This window comes from Planifilum fimeticola, assembly GCF_003001905.1.
In the GTDB taxonomy this organism is placed as follows: domain Bacteria; phylum Bacillota; class Bacilli; order Thermoactinomycetales; family DSM-44946; genus Planifilum; species Planifilum fimeticola.
In genome coordinates, this window is record NZ_PVNE01000013.1 from 1 (window position 1) to 15,685 (window position 15,685).

The window sequence follows — 15,685 nt, forward strand, 5'->3', positions numbered from 1 at the left end:
AAACATCAAAAAAATGACCTTGCTCCTCTCGAAGAGAGGAAAAGGCTTTGTGATCCGCCTAATTTACCAAATCTAATTTCCTTTATCTGTTTATTTCCCATAAACATGCAACCCTTGGCGCTTTTCTTGCGAAAAGAGCCAGGGGGTTTGTCATCAATCTCAGGTTGCCAAGGGGATTGGCAACCTTTTTTCCTTTACTCCTCCTCCGGTTTGTAAATAAAGTAATCAAAATCGGCGGGCAGGTTTTGCCCGGAATTGTCCTGACATTGCATTCCGACAAAAGCTCCGGTGAAAAATCCGCCGCCCCTCACGTAATCGTCCGACAGCTTGTAGGAATAAAAGTCGATCGGGATCTCCGTCCAATGCTCGCCGTCGAAGGAATAGAAATAGCGATAGGTGTTCGTCCGGACTTTGACCCGGAGATACACGTATTCAAGTTCGTCCGGAATCTCGATTTCTCTTCCTTTCAACGGCTGATCAAAGGCAAAGTTGTCGCAGGTCGTGATGGCGAGGATCCTTCCCTTTTCCTCGTCCCACGTGATTTGCAGGGCCGTCCAGTTTTCGGTATTGTAGTAGTTCACCAAACCTGCTGCTTGCTGGAACGTATTCGGCCTGAAGGCAACCTTCGTTTCCGCGGTGAAGCGGAAATGCTGCCAGCGCCTGGCAACCAGCGCCTGCTTGAATTTCGACGTCAACGATTCTTTTCCGTACAGCCGGAGATGTCCGGGGCGGTCCGCCAGGGACAACGTATCTTCCCCAAGCGGAATGCGCAAGGTCTGAAAATGCAGATTCAACCGGTCGCCGTCAAAATCGTCTTTTTCCGGATAATCCCTTTCCCATTTCACTTCTTCGATGTCGGGTCCCTCGATCGTCAAAGAGGGCTGATTTCCTCCGACGACATACGGCCAGCCGTCTCTCCATTCCAAACGCTGGATCGCCGTCTCCCGCCCCAGCGGACAATAGCCCCGCGGGCTGAGGAGCGGCTCGTTTTCCTTGGGAAGCGGCCGTCCCGTCAGGTGAACCAAAAACCATTCATTGGTATGGGTCTGCACGATCGACGCGTGTCCCGCCTTTTGCAGGGGATTTCTCGGATAAGGATAGGACGTGATCAACGGGTTGTCCGGATGCACTTCATACGGCCCCCACAAATTCCTCGAACGGGCAATCGTCGCCTGATGTTCGTACCTCGTTCCCCCTTCCGCCGTCAACAAATAGTAATACTCGCCGATCTTGTACAGGTGCGGTCCTTCCACCAATTTGACGTCGGTCCCCTTGAAGATGACTTTCCGCTCTCCGACCAGCTTTTTCCGGGCGTGATCGTATTCCTGCATCACGATTCCGTAAAAATGGTGATTCCCGACGCGCGGATCCCAGAGCATGTTGAGCAAATACTTTTTGCCGTCCTCATCGTGGAACAAAGACGGATCAAATCCGGAACTGTTCAGATAAATCGGGTCCGACCATTCACCGTCAATCCGGTCACACGTCACCAAATAATTGTGACAATCCTTCCACTGGCCGTCGGTCACCTTCACATCCGTGTATATCAACCAAAACAGCCCGTCATGGTACGACAGTTGCGGCGCCCAGACCCCGCCCGAATTCGGATTTCCGATCATGTTCAGCTGGCTCAGCCGATTGAGGGGTCTGGCAACCAGGCGCCAGTTCTTCAAATCCTTTGAGTGGTAAATCCCCACTCCGGGAAACCATTCAAAGGTGGAAACCGCAATGTAATAATCTTCCCCGGCACGGCAGATGCACGGGTCCGGATGGAAGCCCGTCAAAATCGGATTTCGGATCGTTGCCATCATGTCCACCCCGCATCAATTTTTTGCTTACCTTTCCACAATGCTTTCGTCGCGTCTTTCGCCGGCGTTTTCTCTCTTTCACGCGCGGAAGGAACCTTTCATCATTGAGCCCGGCCATGGGGACCGGTATGAGTACGACCATGCCGGACGGGAAGTAGCCTTGCATCGATTTCATGGCGCAGATGGCCCTGTCCGGCCGGACCGAAGCCCCGGCGATATACCCTCCCGGCGAGAGGGACCAGGCAACCATCGCAGAGGTGATTCCCAGCCCCCGCACCCGTCAGACTGAACACCGAAACTCGCACGAAAACTCCCGTATTCCAGCACACCAACTCGCCGACATCGGCAACAATCGCTGTGAGTGCCGCTTGCAGCGGAACCGGCCCAGTCGAGTTAATGACAAGGCCAATGAGCATCACCCGGCAAATTTTCGGAGAAGGCGGCCATGATCACATAAACAACAATCAAAATTCCAGGCCCCCAATTGACACATCTGCGACCCCCCATTTTCCGGCCAGTTTGGGAGCAACCAGCGCCCCAGAATCATTGGGGCCGGCGCCGCAAGACTCATCAGTGCCATGACGTTTGCATCATCGAAGATATACGTGGCGTAATAAACCCGGATTCCGTTTTCTGTTTGCCTCGAATACCACAACAGATACAAAACAAGCGCCAAAATGAGGTACTTGTTCGTTAAACAAAGCTTTGAAAACAGCAAGAAACGAAACCTTTTGTTCCTCTTTCGCAAACCAACCGGTAATCATGAGCGGGTCGGTGCAGAACAATGCGACGTCCATGTCCAGCCTTGTTGTCCGCCTCCAAACATTGAAACGAGATCGTCGTAAACGTTGCGATCGACAGCACGGCGGCGTTTGCAAAAATAAAGCGGATACTGCCCAAAGAAACGCGGTTTTCCTCATCGTTGGTCATCAAAGGCGGCAACGAGAAATATGCGATGTTATTCGCCGTATAAAAGGCGGCGGATAGCAGCAGATAAACGATAAACACCTATGCAACCTGTCCTGTTTCACCTAAAAAACCCGGGACATTAAATAACATAAACGTCAAAATTCCCAAAATTGGCGCCGTCCAAAAAATCCGCGGTTTTGCTTTTCCCATTTTTGTGTTCGTATTATCGCTGATTGTGCCCTTGAACAGATCGGTGAATCCATCCGCAATACGCGCTATTAAAATAATTGTCTCGATTACCGCGGCATTCATGCCGACTGTATCCGTCAAATAAAATGAAAGATGTGATAAACGTCCAACTAAAATCTGCTCCAAAATCGCCAAAACCAAATGATTTTGTTTGGTTTATAAACATATTAATTCCTTGGTGTGTATGCGCTTTCAAGTCAGACGCGCTCACCTTATCCCATTGCGCAAACAGACATAATTTGCCCTAAAATCGCGAAAATAAGCGTTAACTCCTCACCGTTTTAGTTTTTTATCAACAGCACCTCACCAACCTCTCCTTTAAACTCACCCCGCTTTGTTTGTTTACTAAACTAATAGTAACTCCCTGTGTAAGCGGTGTCAATCAAACCCGCCCTTTTTTGAATAAAAGTCACGACGGATAATCAGGTGTGTTGACTGGCCAACACTCGGATTTATTGTAGATATTCCATCATTGATAGCTTGAGAAATGCGATTTGAGCTGCTGCCTTACCCATTTCTCGGAGGGGTTGAGCGATCGCCGTCAGGAGAGAAACGGTTAACCCACCGTTTTGATATTGTCGTAGATGATAATGGACAGCTCCTCCGATACCTTGCCGCGCGGTTTATACACGGCGGACAGAGCAGAAACGTAATTCCCGTCGCTTGTGACAAACACTGCGGTAAATCTCCAAGACGGAGAACAAACGTATGGAAGACAATAAAATTCCTCATCAAAGCCCGCTTTTGCAGACGATATAACGGGGCGCAAACCGGAAGATCGCGTTCCCTGAGGGTTGCTATATCCTTCCCACTGTTACCATCCACAGTGTTCCATCTTTGCAATCTTCACTGCAAAATAGTGTATTAATTGTTTCCTGGCAATGATTTATATATTAAGTGAAGAAATCTCTGGCATCTTGTAGAACCAGCCGTGGAACCAATCCTCGCTGTTTCAATGACGCGTAAAATGGAAATTTTTTGATGCATTTCCAACACCAGAATTCGCGCAAATTTTTCAGCTTCTCTCGTCAAGGGGGTTCAACTTGTGAATGATTGGCTTGGTTTAAAGGACAAAGTGGCGATCATAACGGGCGCAGCATCAGGGATTGGTGCCCATATCGCCAAAGAATTGGCGGAAAACGGAGCCAAGGTCGTTGTTGCCGATTTGAAAGTGAAAAATGGCTTTTCAGAGGACGGAACCTACCACTGCCAGTGCGACATTACGAAAAAGGAACAGGTGGATGAGCTCATCCGCCAGACGTTGGACGTGTTCGGCAGGCTCGACATTTTAGTCAACAATGCCGGTATCAATCTTCCAAGACTTTTGGTCGACTATCGGAACGAACGGCCGGAGTACGAGCTGAGTGAAAGGGATTTTGATTTGATGATGGCAGTCAACGTCAAAGGGACGTTCCTTTGCGCCCAAGCCGCGGCACGGGTGATGATCAAACAAAACCGGGGCGTCATCATCAATATCAGTTCAGAATGCGGTCAGGAAGGATCCGTCGGCCAAAGCTGCTATGCGGCAACGAAAGCAGCCATGATGGGATTCACTCGTTCCTGGGGAAAAGAGTTGGGTAAATTCGGCATCCGCGTCGTTGGGATTGCCCCCGGAATCGTGGAAAAGACGGGTTTGCGGACGGACGCCTACAATGAGGCGTTAGCCTACACCCGGAACACCACCGTTGAAGGTTTGAATGCGGATTACAGCAAATCCATCCCCCTCGGACGGGAAGGTAAATTGGATGAAATCGCCAATTTAGCCGCCTTCTTGGCTTCCGACCGGGCCAGTTACATCACCGGTACAACAATCAATATTTCCGGCGGTAAATCCCGCGGGTAAAATATACCAACACGTTGAACACCTTCTTTTAAATGATAAAATATAGTAAAAACTGGTGTTTGTTTCAAAAAGAAGGTGTGATCAATGCCTGTTATTTTTGAAAGCGAAAAACACCTGCAAATCTTGGATTTGATAGAAATGAAGGATTACCTTACCCCGGATTACTTATCCAAGCAGCTGAATATCAGCCAGAGGTCGATTTTCAATTACATCGACCAATTGAATTCCGACCTCGAAGGAATCGCAACCATCCGCAATAAACGTGGGAAAGGGTACTTTTTGACGATCTTCGACAGAAAAAAATTCAATGAGGTAATACAGTACAACAAAGAACGTACAACCGAGAGTGACAGCTTGATCAAACGAATCGCGTTCATCGTCGGTTGTTTGATCGAGGATACCGGTGTAGATACCTTGGATGAACTGGCCTATAAATTGAACATCGCCCGTTCGACATTGGTGAAGGATTTGAAAAAAGCCTCCGTACTGCTGAACCCTTATGATTTGAAAATTGCGGGCAAACCCAACAAGGGCATGAAAATCGAAGGTAGCGAGCTTTCTTTACGGAGCTTCATCATCGAACACCTGTATGAATATTTGTACCGTCGCTCCTCCATTGAGTCGGAAGTAGAAAAGGCCCTGAAAGGCATCATCCAACAGCTCAATTTGGAAGCGGCCACGGAAAAACGATTCATCCGCACAATCGTCGTTTCTTTGGACAGGTTGAAGGGTGGCCATCGGGTTGCCCTTCCGGAGAAATACCGGAAATTGTGCGGATCGACGGGATATACGATTGCTCGGGAAGTGGGGAAGGAAATTGAAAAACGGTTTTCGATATCCATCCCGGAGGAAGAAGTGCTCTTCCTCACCCTTCCCATAGCCGGAAGACACACACCGACCGACATCACTTCGGTCGCCCATATCCCCGTTCCGGCGGAGATTACCGAGCTGATCAATGACATCGTGGAACGGATCGCCTTTGAGATGAACTTTTTGCTAGACTTGAAAAGCATTAAAAGAGAATTGGAGTACCATTTGTATTTCATGATCAACCGATTAATTTTCGGCATTCATTCCCCGAACCCCCTTTTGAACCAAGTGAAAAGAAAATATCCATTGGCCTTCAAAATGGCAGAAATTGCCGGAGAAGTGATCCATGAAAAAATCGACTTAAAACCTTCTCAGGATGAATTGGGATATTTGGCCCTCTATTTCGAAATTTATCTGTCAGAAAATGAATTCAAAATCAAAACCTTTAATCGGGTAGCGGTTGTATGCAGCACCGGGAGGGGATCGGCAAAACTCATCTCCATCCAATTGAAAAAGGTGTTGGGGAATAAACTGACCATCGACCTGTATTCTGACAAAGAAGCGGACCCGCGTATTTTGTCAAAATACGACATTATATTCACGACGGTTCCCTTGCCCGATTCCCCGGGTATGCCCGTGATTCGGATCGAAGAGATTTTCGACGAGGCAAAAATCACAAGACAGATTGAAAACCTGGTTTATTTGCAGAGTCGCAAGAAAACGGAAGCGCCTCCATCCCATTCATCTTTGCTGGGCATTCTTCTTTCCAGGGATCGCTTTTCTGTGCTGGATTCAGAGGACTATATTGAAAGCGTTCGAATCATGGCCGAAAAGTTGGTGGAGCAAGGCTTCGTCGATGATGGATTTCCCGAACGGTTAATCGAACGGGAAAAAAAGTCGACGATGGTTTTCGACAATTTCATCGCTTTACCCCACACGATCAATCACGGGTCCGACCATATCATCCTTTCGGTCGGCGTCTTCAGGAAGACGGTTTTGCACGGGGACAAGCCTATCCGGATTCTCTTCCTGTTGGCGCTCCCCGAAAACATCGGGGAGGAAGAGGGGCTACTGGTCAAATTGTATAACGAAATCATGCGGATTTCTCAGGATGAAAAATGGGTCTTACGATTAGGCGACAGCAGGACGTATGAGCAATTTTTGCTATGTCTGGGAGAAGGTTCAGAGTGATGACAAAAGGGAGGTGATGATCATGATGGAAATGTTGGTTTTGGCCCTGTTCATCGGTGGCGCTTTCATCATCCAGCAGTTACTGGGATTCATCCAGGTCAAACATTTTACGAATGAATTTGTAGCAATGAGAAAAAAGGGGAAAGTCGCCATCGGACGGAGGCCGGGGAAATTTCGTGCCGGAACCATCGTTATGTTCGCCATCGACAAGACGGGGAAAATCCTCGAGGCGAAACGGTTGCAGGGCGTGACAATCATGGCCCGGATGAAAACCTTGGAAGGTTTTAAAGGGAAATATTTGAACCGATTGACGCCATCCGACATGGCTCACTGCAACAAATTGCTCCGATTGGCCATCGAAGATGCACAAAAAAATTACCGGACAGTTATCTCGGGCGGGGTTATTCCTGAAAAGCCCAGTCCGTTCAAAAGCATTTTGTTGAAAGCGGAGCGAATGGTCACTGCAAAAAAATCATGAAGAGGTGACAAATGATGGATTTTCTAGTTAAAGCCGCGGAAGTTTTCATGAATCTATTCCAAACCGGCGCGAAAACGTTTATCAGCTGGATGACTGACATCGTCCCTGTCGTATTGTTGCTGTTGGTGGCGATGAACACTTTGATCCAACTGATCGGGCAAGACAAAATCAATGCTTTGGGACGGGTGTCGGCGAGAAACCCGATCTTGAGGTACATGATCTTGCCTTTCGTCGGTTCTTTCATGTTGGGCAACCCGATGAGCCTGTCGTTAGGACGGTTCCTGCCGGAAAAATACAAACCGAGCTATTATGCGGCCGGCGCGTATTTCTGCCATACAAGCAACGGTTTGTTCCCACACATCAATCCGGGCGAATTGTTCGTCTGGCTCGGCATCGCCCAAGGGGTCGAAGCCCTGGGTTTAAGCACAGCGGATTTGGCGATCCGTTACATGTTAGTCGGTCTCGTCATGAACTTCTTCGCCGGATGGATCACCGACTTCACGACGACAATCGTTGAAAGGCAACAAGGCATCAAATTGAAAACCAAGGTCGACGTGTGAGAATCACAAGGAAAGGAGCAGAAACTATGGCAAACTATCGCTCTGTGAAAGTTGTCAAAGGACCCGGCGGATTCGGCGGTCCTCTGATCATAACCCCCACGGAAAAACGGAACAAAATCGTCTATATTACCGGGGGCGGGGCAAAACCGGAAATCGTGAATAAGTTGGCCGAATTGACCGGCGCGACACCTGTAAACGGATTCAACACGAAGGTGCCGGATGAAGAGATTTGCGTGGCCGTCATCGATTGCGGCGGAACGTTGCGCTGCGGAATCTACCCGCAAAAACGGATTAAGACGATCAACATCATGAACACGGGGAAAGCCGGCCCATTGGCCAAATACATCACGGAGGACATCTACGTGTCCGGTGTCGGGCCGGATCAAATCACCCCGGTGGAAGGGGAAGAAGTTGCGGCGACCGCGACGGAAGACACCTTCGCTGCATCTTCGGCCGAAAAGGAATATACCTACAGCGCCGACAAAAAAGTCTCACAAACCTTAGCGGAAAAGAAAGATAAAAGCTTGTTGACCAAAATCGGCCTCGGTGCGGGAAAAGTGATTCACACATTCTATCAAGCGGCCCGGGAAGCGGTACAAACGATGTTAAACACAATCATCCCGTTCATGGCATTCGTCTCCCTGCTGATCGGTATCATTCAAGGATCCGGGATTGGCGACTGGTTTGCCCACTTGATGACGCCACTGGCGGGCAACATTTGGGGCTTGATTTTGATCGGTTTCATTTGTTCGTTGCCGTTCCTTTCCCCGCTGTTGGGGCCGGGAGCAGTTATCGCTCAAGTCATCGGGACTTTGATCGGCGTGGAAATCGGCAAAGGCAATATCCCTCCCCAATTGGCGTTGCCGGCTTTGTTCGCAATCAACACGCAAAACGCCTGTGATTTCATCCCGGTCGGTCTGGGCTTGGCGGAAGCGGAACCGGAAACCGTGGAAGTTGGCGTGCCTTCCGTTCTGTACTCCCGGTTCCTGATCGGCGTCCCGCGGGTAGTGGTGGCCTGGCTGGCAAGCTTTGGATTATATTCGTAATTGTACTATATAGGGTGATCCTGCAAAATCCATTCCGGATTTTGCAGTTTCCTTTTTCAAAACAACATCAAATACAGAAAAATTTTTAGAAAGAGTGATAGGAGTAATGGCTGAGATTTTTGAAACACAAGTTGTGAACATCGGGAAAAATGCCGATGAATTCCTGAGTGAAAAAATGATTGTGTTGTTCGGGGAAAACGCTCCGGAGGAATTAAAAAATTACTGTTACATGATCCGTGTCACGCAGGTGGTCGGGGAAATTGTGCCGGGCGCAACGTTATACCTAGGCGGCGAACCATTTGAAATCACTGCGGTCGGTGATGCGGTGGTCAAAAACCTAGGGCAACTCGGACACATCACAATCCGTTTTGACGGATCCCGGACGGCCGAGCTTCCGGGCACCTTGTACGTGGAGGCAAAACCGATCCCTTCCATCGCGATCGGAACGACAATAAAAATCATCAAATAATGTTTCCCTGTTACTTAAGGAAACGCAATGGGAACAAGATTGAAAAAGGAGAATGACCGATGAAACTGTACATCGATTCGGCCGATGTAGAAAAAATCGCCAGGATCCAAGACTACTATCCAGTGACCGGCGTCACTACGAATCCAACGATTCTTGCCGCAGAAGGAAGGCCGTATTTGGAAACGTTGAAAGAAATCCGTTCCATCATCGGCATGGAAAAAGAAATTTTCGTTCAAGTGTTGGGAAATTGGGCGGAGGAAATGTTGGAAGAGGGGAAATACATCCTTGACACCATTCCGGGGAACGTGTTGATGAAAGTGCCGGTAACGGAAGAAGGCTTGAAGGCCATTCGGATGCTCTCCTCGGAAGGTATCCCCGTTTTGGCCACAACCATTTACACGGGGATGCAAGCCTTACTAGCGGCCATGGCCGGGGCTAAATATGTGGCCCCTTATGTAAACCGGATCAACAACTTGCCCGGCAATGGAAGGCAAGTCGTTTCCGAAATCGTGGCCTTGTTCGACAGATTTGATATGGGATGCGAAGTGTTGGCCGCTAGTTTCAAGAATGTCCAACAAGTGTATGATGCCGTGTTGGCCGGGGCCCATGCCGTGACGGTCGACCCCGATATCATCGAAAAGTTCGTCGCCTTCCCGTCCACTAAGGAAGATGTCTCCGACTTCCAGCAAAAATGGCAGGCAGCGTTTGGACCGGATCATACGAATTTGATGAAGGGCTGAAAAGCCCATGAGGCACACCGGAGCATGATCCGGTTGGGATCGAACATTGTATACGCCTGCTTGAAGGTCTTGTTACGAAAATCACCCCTTAAAGTAATTTTTACAGGTTGTTTTCCTGTGTCTACTTTAAGGGGTGATTTTTAACCAAACCGAGAATTTGCTAAGCTGACACCTAATAAAGGGGACGATTTTTCTTCCATCGGGAAATTTCGAGACGGAAAATCAATTCTTTCTTGGCAATTTGTCAAAACTAAAAACTCCCGGTTCGATCACCGGGAGTTTAAACTGCTGACAACCCCAAGGTCAGGAGACGCTTTTCCGTCTCGGCTCCACGCAGTGGCGAGTCGCCGGACGAAAAATTGCCTCCCTCCCGAATCGACATTCTGGCATCATGAGACTCCCATTTTGATCACCGGGAGTTTCTTTTAATTACAGGCCCCTTAAACCACATACCCTTCCGCTTCGAGGACCTGCTTGGCGATGGAACGCTTGAGGGCGGCTTCGTTGATCGGGGTGTAACGGGTCAATTTCTTCAGGACGGAAAGCTGGGTGCGGAGGACATCCCCTTCCTCCATCGCCGACAGGATGTGGCGGGCCCGCTGTTCGACCCGCGGGAAGGCTTCGTAGACGTGGGCCCGGGTGAGATCCGCCTTGAGCCGGGCTTTTTCTTCGCCTTCCTTGTCCAGGGCTTTTTTCGCCCGGAGCCGGGCGCTCTCCATGGCGTAAATCTCGATGGCGATGTCGGCGATGTCCCGCAGGATCTCCTGCTGTTTTTCCAGCTCCATCTGGTACTTCTCGACGGCGAGACCGGCGCTCATCAGAAAGATCTTCTTGGCGTTGTCGATCAGGTTGGCCTCTTCTTCCAGCAGGGCCGGTTCCTCTTCCGGCAGCGTCGGCATCATCGTCAGCAGTTCTCCCTGCAGGGCCTGGACGGCCTGGATCAGGGGCAGCTCTCCCTTCATCGCCTTGCGCATCAGGGTGGCGGGAATCAGGAGCCGGTTGATCTCGTTGGCCCCTTCAAAGATGTGGTTGAAAGGGATTAACGGAAACGGCGGAAAAATTTCCGCACGTCTTCCACAAACAAATCAGGTGCCTCTAACGCAGCAAAATGACCACCACGATCAAATTCAGTCCAATGGACAATGGAGTATTGAAGCTCAGCAAAACGACGAACAGGAAGGTTAATATCGTACGGGAAAACAGCGATTCCCACAGGTACTGGACATGACTTGGATTGTACTTTGGACCGGGCATTTTCATAATAAAGAAGGGCCGATGAACCAGCAGTACCTGTGAGCCAGTAGAGCATCACGTTCGTAAGTAGATAATCCTCTGCAACCGGACAAGCTGGATCAGTCCATTCGATAAATTTCTCCGCGATCCAAGCCAGCTGCCCGACGGGCGAGTCAGTAAGGGCATAGGAAATTGTTTGGGGACGAGTGGACTGAAGCCTCATGTAACCAGGAGGAGCCTCTCTTAACCGTTTGGTATTGACGATTCTGGCCTTATCTTCCTCCGATAGATCGCTAATGTCAGCGGACGGAGGAGGGGGAGTCGGCAGATAGTTGAGATGTACACCACAAACGTGTTCCGAGTCTATGGCTCCTAAAGCTCTGGAAATTGCGGAACCCCAATCCCCGCCCTGGGCTCCGTACCGGTCATAACCAAGCCTCCTCATCAATTCAGCCCAGGCGTGAGCGATTCGATTGACATTCCACCCCTTCTCTTTCACGGGGCCGGAAAAACCGAAGCCCGGAATCGATGGGATTACCAAGTGGAAGGCATCCGCCGGATCACCGCCGTGGGATTTCGGATCGGTAAGCGGACCAATAATGTCAAGAAACTCCACAATGGAACCGGGCCAACCGTGGGTGATAATCAGCGGAAGCGCATTCTTCTCAGGAGAACGGACATGCAGAAAATGGATATTTGCTCCATCGATTGTCGCCGTGAATTGGGGGAAGGAGTTCAACAATGCCTCGTATTTTCGCCAGTCGTACGAGGTGCGCCAGTACTCCACCAGCTGTTTTAAACGGTCGAGTGGAACCCCGTAGTTTCTCTCAGGGCCAGGCAGTTCAGCGGGCCAACGGGTGCGGGCCAGACGGTTTTGCAGATCGTCCAGCTCGGATTGGGGGATGGCGATGCGAAAGGGTTGAAGAGAAAAATTCGAACGGTTCGGTCCCGGATGACTCATATCAAGATCACCCTTTTCAAGTAAAATGGGCTGCGATTGCACTTTGGCGCGTTGATGAACGTTCCGGATGACGATGCGAATTTCCCCGGCGTTTGTTCATGCAAACATCCTCTCTTTTGATGAGACGATCGCTGTCGACCGCGGTTTCTCTTTGATGCAACTACACTCAACCTTCCACACCGACTTTTAGAGTAAGTACTTACTTACATCCACTTTATTCCTCCTCTCTTCCGTTGTCAAGCGGGAGCTGCGGCGCCAATTCCTTTCCCATTCCACAAAAGTTCGTACCCCCGGTTGCCCGTTTGCATCCAAGAAAAAACGCCCCCGCTCAGGGAGCGGGGGTGTGTCGATTTCATCCCATTTTCTTCTTGCACCCTCATACCACATAGCCGTCCGCTTCGAGGATCTGCTTGGCGATGGAACGCTTGAGGGCGACTTCGTTGATCGGGGTGTAGCGGGTCAACTTCTTCAGGACGGAGAGCTGGGTGCGGAGGACATCTCCTTCCTCCATCGCCGACAGGATGTGGCGGGCCCGCTGTTCGATCCGCGGGAAGGCTTCGAAGACGTAGGCCCGGGTGAGATCCGCCTTGAGCCGGGCTTTTTCTTCGCCTTCCTTGTCCAGGGCTTTTTTCGCCCGGAGCCAGGCGCTCTCCATGGCGTAAATCTCGATGGCGATGTCGGCGATGTCCCGCAGGATCTCCTGCTGCTTTTCCAGTTCCATCTGGTATTTCTCGACGGCGAGGCCGGCGCTCATCAGGAAGATCTTCTTGGCGTTGTCGATCAGGTTGGCTTCTTCCTCCAGCAGGGCCGGCTCCTCTTCCGGCAGCATCGGCATCATCGTCATCAGTTCTTCCTGAAGTTCCTGTGCCGCCTGGATCAGGGGCAGTTCTCCCTTCATCGCCTTGCGCATCAAGGTGGCGGGAATCAGGAGCCGGTTGATCTCGTTGGTCCCTTCAAAGATGCGGTTGATCCGGGAATCGCGGTACATGTTTTCGATCTCGTACTCCTGCATGAAGCCGTAACCGCCGTGAATCTGCACCCCTTCGTCCACCACGTAGTCCAGCACTTCGGAGCCGAACACCTTGTTGATGGAGCATTCCAGGGCGTATTCGGCGATCGCTTTGGCGACGTCCGCCCCCTGGGCCCCTTCCACTTGGCTGAGGTTCTCCTCGAAATATCCGCCGGTGCGGTACACCATGCTCTCCAGGGCATAGGTCTTGGCGGCCATCGTCGCCAGTTTTTCCCGGATCAGCCCGAACTTGGCGATCGGAACCTTGAACTGTTTCCGCTCCTTGGCGTACTTGGCGGAAATTTCGATGGCCCGCTTGGCGGAACCGAGGCAGCCCGCCGCCAGCTTAAACCGGCCGATGTTGAGAATGTTGAAGGCGATCACATGGCCCCTGCCCGGCTCACCCAGGACGTTCTCCACCGGAACCCGGGCTTCGTCCAGGATCAGCGTTCGGGTGGAAGATCCCTTGATCCCCATCTTCTTCTCTTCCGGGCCGACGGAGACGCCCGGGAAGTCCCGCTCGACGATGAAGGCGGTGAATTTCTCGCCGTCGATCTTGGCGTAGACGATGAAAACGTCGGCGAAACCGGAGTTGGTGATCCACTGCTTTTCCCCGGTCAGGAGGTAGTATTTGCCGTCCTCGCTCAGCTTGGCCGTGGTCTTGGCCCCCAGGGCGTCGGAACCGGATCCGGGCTCCGTCAGGGCGTAGGCGGCGATTTTTTCACCCGTGGCCAGGGCGGGAAGGTATTTTTTCTTCTGTTCCTCATTGCCGAAGAAGACGATCGGCAGGCTCCCGATCCCCACGTGGGCGCCGTGGCTGAGCCCGAAGGAACGGCCGAGGGAGATCTTCTCGGTGATCAGGGTGGAGGTGATTTTGTCCAGTCCGAAACCGCCGTACTCCTCCGGCACGTCGGCCCCGAGCAGCCCCAGTTCCCCCGCCTGTTTCAAGAGGCGCACGGTATGGTCAAAGTTGTGGTTCTCGATCTCCTCCAATACCGGCCACACCTTTTCCTTGACGAAGTCTTCGGTGGTCTTGGCGATCATCTTTTGCTCTTCGTTGATGTCCTCGGGGGTGAAAATCTCCTCGGGAGCCGGCCGCTCCAGCAGGAAGCCGCCCCCTTTTTTGGCCACGCTTTCGGTCGTCGACATCTTTCCTCTCCTCCTTCAAAATTTTTTCAGGACACCATTTCGAACACGCCTGCCGCACCCATGCCGCCGCCGATGCACATGGTGACGACGCCGATTTTCTTCTTGCGGCGGGCCAGCTCATTGAGGATCGATACCGTCAGTTTGGCGCCGGTGCAACCCAGCGGATGGCCCAGGGCGATCGCGCCGCCGTTGACGTTGACAATCTCCGGATTCAGCTCGAGACGGCGGATCACCTCCAGCGACTGGGAAGCAAAGGCCTCGTTCAGTTCGACGAGATCCACCTGATCCAGCGTCAGCCCCGCCAGCTTCAGCGCCTTGGGAACGGCCACCACCGGTCCGATTCCCATGATGTCGGGATCGACGCCGCCGACGGCGAAGGAACGATAGACGGCGATGGGCCGAATTCCCAACTGCTCGGCCTTCTCCGCCGACATCACCATCACGGCGGCGGCCCCGTCACTGGTCTGGGAGGAGTTCCCCGCCGTGACGGTTCCGTCCACCCGGAAGACCGGCTTCAGTTTGGCCAGAACCTCCAGCGAGGTGTCGGGGCGAACCCCCTCGTCGGTGTCGAAGACGATTTCCTTCTCCCTCAGCTTGCCGTTTTCGTCGATGAACCGCTCCTTGACGGTGACCGGAACGATCTCATCCTTGAATTTGCCCTCCTGGATCGCCCGGTGGGCCTTCCGGTGGCTTTCCACGGCAAAGCGGTCCTGATCCTCCCGGGAGACGCCGAACCTTCTGGCCACTTCCTCGGCCGTGTGCCCCATCGACATGTAGATCTGGGGATAGTGCTCCATCAGGTAGGGGTTAGGGGAGGGCTTGTAGCCCGTCATCGGCACCATGCTCATGCTCTCCACGCCGCCGGCGATCACCACGTCGGCGAAGCCGCACATGATCTTTTCCGCGGCCATGGCGATGGTCTGCAGCCCGGAAGAGCAGAACCGGTTGACCGTCACTCCCGGAACCTCCGTGGGAAGACCGGCGCGGACCGCGATGATCCGGGCGATGTTCAGCCCCTGCTCCCCTTCCGGCATGGCGCAACCCATGATCACGTCTTCCACTTCCTTGGGATCCACCTGGGGAACCCGGCGCATCAGTTCCCTGACGACGGCGGCTCCCAGCTCATCGGGGCGGGTGTTTTTCAGCGTGCCCTTGTGGGCTTTCCCGACAGCCGTCCGGGCTCCCGCCACGATCACTGCTTCGCGCATACTCTCCTCTCCTCCCTTTGTA

Annotated in this window: 13 protein-coding genes and 2 pseudogenes; 9 read left to right on the forward strand and 6 right to left on the reverse strand. The window is 51.9% G+C overall.

What is annotated here, in order from left to right:
- Window positions 1-216: hypothetical protein (locus CLV97_RS18345; RefSeq protein ID WP_211295714.1), on the forward strand; the 216-nt coding region annotated here is incomplete at its 5' end.
- Here the strand turns inward: CLV97_RS18345 and CLV97_RS09210 are convergent.
- Both CLV97_RS09210 and CLV97_RS18580 read right to left on the reverse strand, forming a co-directional pair.
- A complete protein-coding gene (locus tag CLV97_RS09210; RefSeq protein ID WP_106345238.1) occupies window positions 195-1,808 on the reverse strand; it encodes a glycoside hydrolase family 43 protein in 1,614 nt (537 codons plus the stop codon). The two genes, CLV97_RS18345 and CLV97_RS09210, sit on opposite strands and share 22 nt — an antisense overlap.
- Window positions 1,809-2,501: 693 nt before the next feature.
- Window positions 2,502-3,029: pseudogene (locus CLV97_RS18580) on the reverse strand (MFS transporter).
- A 982-nt stretch (window positions 3,030-4,011) separates the two neighbouring features.
- Between CLV97_RS18580 and CLV97_RS09220 the strand changes: the two are divergent.
- The 8 genes and pseudogenes from CLV97_RS09220 (at window position 4,012) to CLV97_RS09250 (ending at window position 10,103) form a co-directional block, all read left to right on the forward strand.
- A complete protein-coding gene (locus CLV97_RS09220; RefSeq protein ID WP_106345239.1) occupies window positions 4,012-4,809 on the forward strand; it encodes an SDR family oxidoreductase in 798 nt (265 codons plus the stop codon).
- Between the two features lie 84 nt (window positions 4,810-4,893).
- Window positions 4,894-5,073: pseudogene (locus CLV97_RS18950) on the forward strand (HTH domain-containing protein); the annotation flags it as partial.
- Window positions 5,074-5,163: 90 nt separating this feature from the next.
- Window positions 5,164-6,810, forward strand: a complete 1,647-nt coding sequence (locus tag CLV97_RS09225) for a BglG family transcription antiterminator (RefSeq protein WP_245891450.1) — start codon at window positions 5,164-5,166, stop codon at window positions 6,808-6,810.
- Window positions 6,811-6,832: 22 nt separating this feature from the next.
- Window positions 6,833-7,288, forward strand: a complete 456-nt coding sequence (locus CLV97_RS09230; RefSeq protein WP_245891451.1) for a transcriptional regulator GutM — start codon at window positions 6,833-6,835, stop codon at window positions 7,286-7,288.
- A gap of 14 nt (window positions 7,289-7,302) precedes the next feature.
- Entirely contained in the window at window positions 7,303-7,848 is a 546-nt protein-coding gene (gene srlA / locus CLV97_RS09235) for a PTS glucitol/sorbitol transporter subunit IIC (protein WP_106345321.1), read from the forward strand.
- Window positions 7,849-7,874: 26 nt separating this feature from the next.
- Window positions 7,875-8,894 (forward strand): PTS glucitol/sorbitol transporter subunit IIB, encoded by a 1,020-nt coding sequence (gene srlE, locus CLV97_RS09240; protein WP_106345241.1) that lies wholly within the window; start codon window positions 7,875-7,877, stop codon window positions 8,892-8,894.
- Between the two features lie 106 nt (window positions 8,895-9,000).
- Window positions 9,001-9,363, forward strand: a complete 363-nt coding sequence (locus CLV97_RS09245) for a PTS glucitol/sorbitol transporter subunit IIA (RefSeq protein ID WP_106345242.1) — start codon at window positions 9,001-9,003, stop codon at window positions 9,361-9,363.
- A 59-nt stretch (window positions 9,364-9,422) separates the two neighbouring features.
- On the forward strand, window positions 9,423-10,103 hold the full coding sequence (locus CLV97_RS09250; RefSeq protein ID WP_106345243.1) for a transaldolase family protein: 681 nt from the start codon (window positions 9,423-9,425) through the stop codon (window positions 10,101-10,103).
- A gap of 440 nt (window positions 10,104-10,543) precedes the next feature.
- On the opposite strand, the gene CLV97_RS09255 is transcribed toward CLV97_RS09250, so the two are convergent.
- From CLV97_RS09255 to CLV97_RS09270, 4 genes are all read right to left on the reverse strand, one after another.
- Window positions 10,544-11,065: a hypothetical protein gene (locus CLV97_RS09255; protein WP_211295716.1), complete on the reverse strand. Its 522-nt coding sequence runs from the start codon at window positions 11,063-11,065 to the stop codon at window positions 10,544-10,546.
- A gap of 77 nt (window positions 11,066-11,142) precedes the next feature.
- On the reverse strand, window positions 11,143-12,297 hold the full coding sequence (locus CLV97_RS09260; RefSeq protein WP_106345244.1) for an epoxide hydrolase family protein: 1,155 nt from the start codon (window positions 12,295-12,297) through the stop codon (window positions 11,143-11,145).
- 376 nt (window positions 12,298-12,673) lie between these two features.
- Window positions 12,674-14,455: an acyl-CoA dehydrogenase family protein gene (locus CLV97_RS09265; RefSeq protein WP_106345245.1), complete on the reverse strand. Its 1,782-nt coding sequence runs from the start codon at window positions 14,453-14,455 to the stop codon at window positions 12,674-12,676.
- Window positions 14,456-14,481: 26 nt separating this feature from the next.
- Window positions 14,482-15,663 carry an acetyl-CoA C-acetyltransferase gene (locus CLV97_RS09270; protein ID WP_106345246.1) on the reverse strand — a complete coding sequence of 394 codons (1,182 nt, stop codon included), beginning with the start codon at window positions 15,661-15,663 and terminating at the stop codon, window positions 14,482-14,484.
- Window positions 15,664-15,685: the final 22 nt, after the last annotated feature.

Bases quoted from the DNA above. Each gene is read 5' to 3' on its own strand.
- CLV97_RS09210 (WP_106345238.1), bottom strand. From the start codon at position 1,808: ATGGCAACGATCCGAAATCCGATTTTGACGGGCTTCCATCCGGACCCG.
- CLV97_RS09230 (WP_245891451.1), top strand. From the start codon at position 6,833: ATGATGGAAATGTTGGTTTTGGCCCTGTTCATCGGTGGCGCTTTCATC.
- srlA (WP_106345321.1), top strand. From the start codon at position 7,303: ATGGATTTTCTAGTTAAAGCCGCGGAAGTTTTCATGAATCTATTCCAA.
- srlE (WP_106345241.1), top strand. From the start codon at position 7,875: ATGGCAAACTATCGCTCTGTGAAAGTTGTCAAAGGACCCGGCGGATTC.
- CLV97_RS09245 (WP_106345242.1), top strand. From the start codon at position 9,001: ATGGCTGAGATTTTTGAAACACAAGTTGTGAACATCGGGAAAAATGCC.
- CLV97_RS09250 (WP_106345243.1), top strand. From the start codon at position 9,423: ATGAAACTGTACATCGATTCGGCCGATGTAGAAAAAATCGCCAGGATC.
- CLV97_RS09255 (WP_211295716.1), bottom strand. From the start codon at position 11,065: ATGAAGGGAGAGCTGCCCCTGATCCAGGCCGTCCAGGCCCTGCAGGGA.
- CLV97_RS09260 (WP_106345244.1), bottom strand. From the start codon at position 12,297: ATGAGTCATCCGGGACCGAACCGTTCGAATTTTTCTCTTCAACCCTTT.
- CLV97_RS09265 (WP_106345245.1), bottom strand. From the start codon at position 14,455: ATGTCGACGACCGAAAGCGTGGCCAAAAAAGGGGGCGGCTTCCTGCTG.
- CLV97_RS09270 (WP_106345246.1), bottom strand. From the start codon at position 15,663: ATGCGCGAAGCAGTGATCGTGGCGGGAGCCCGGACGGCTGTCGGGAAA.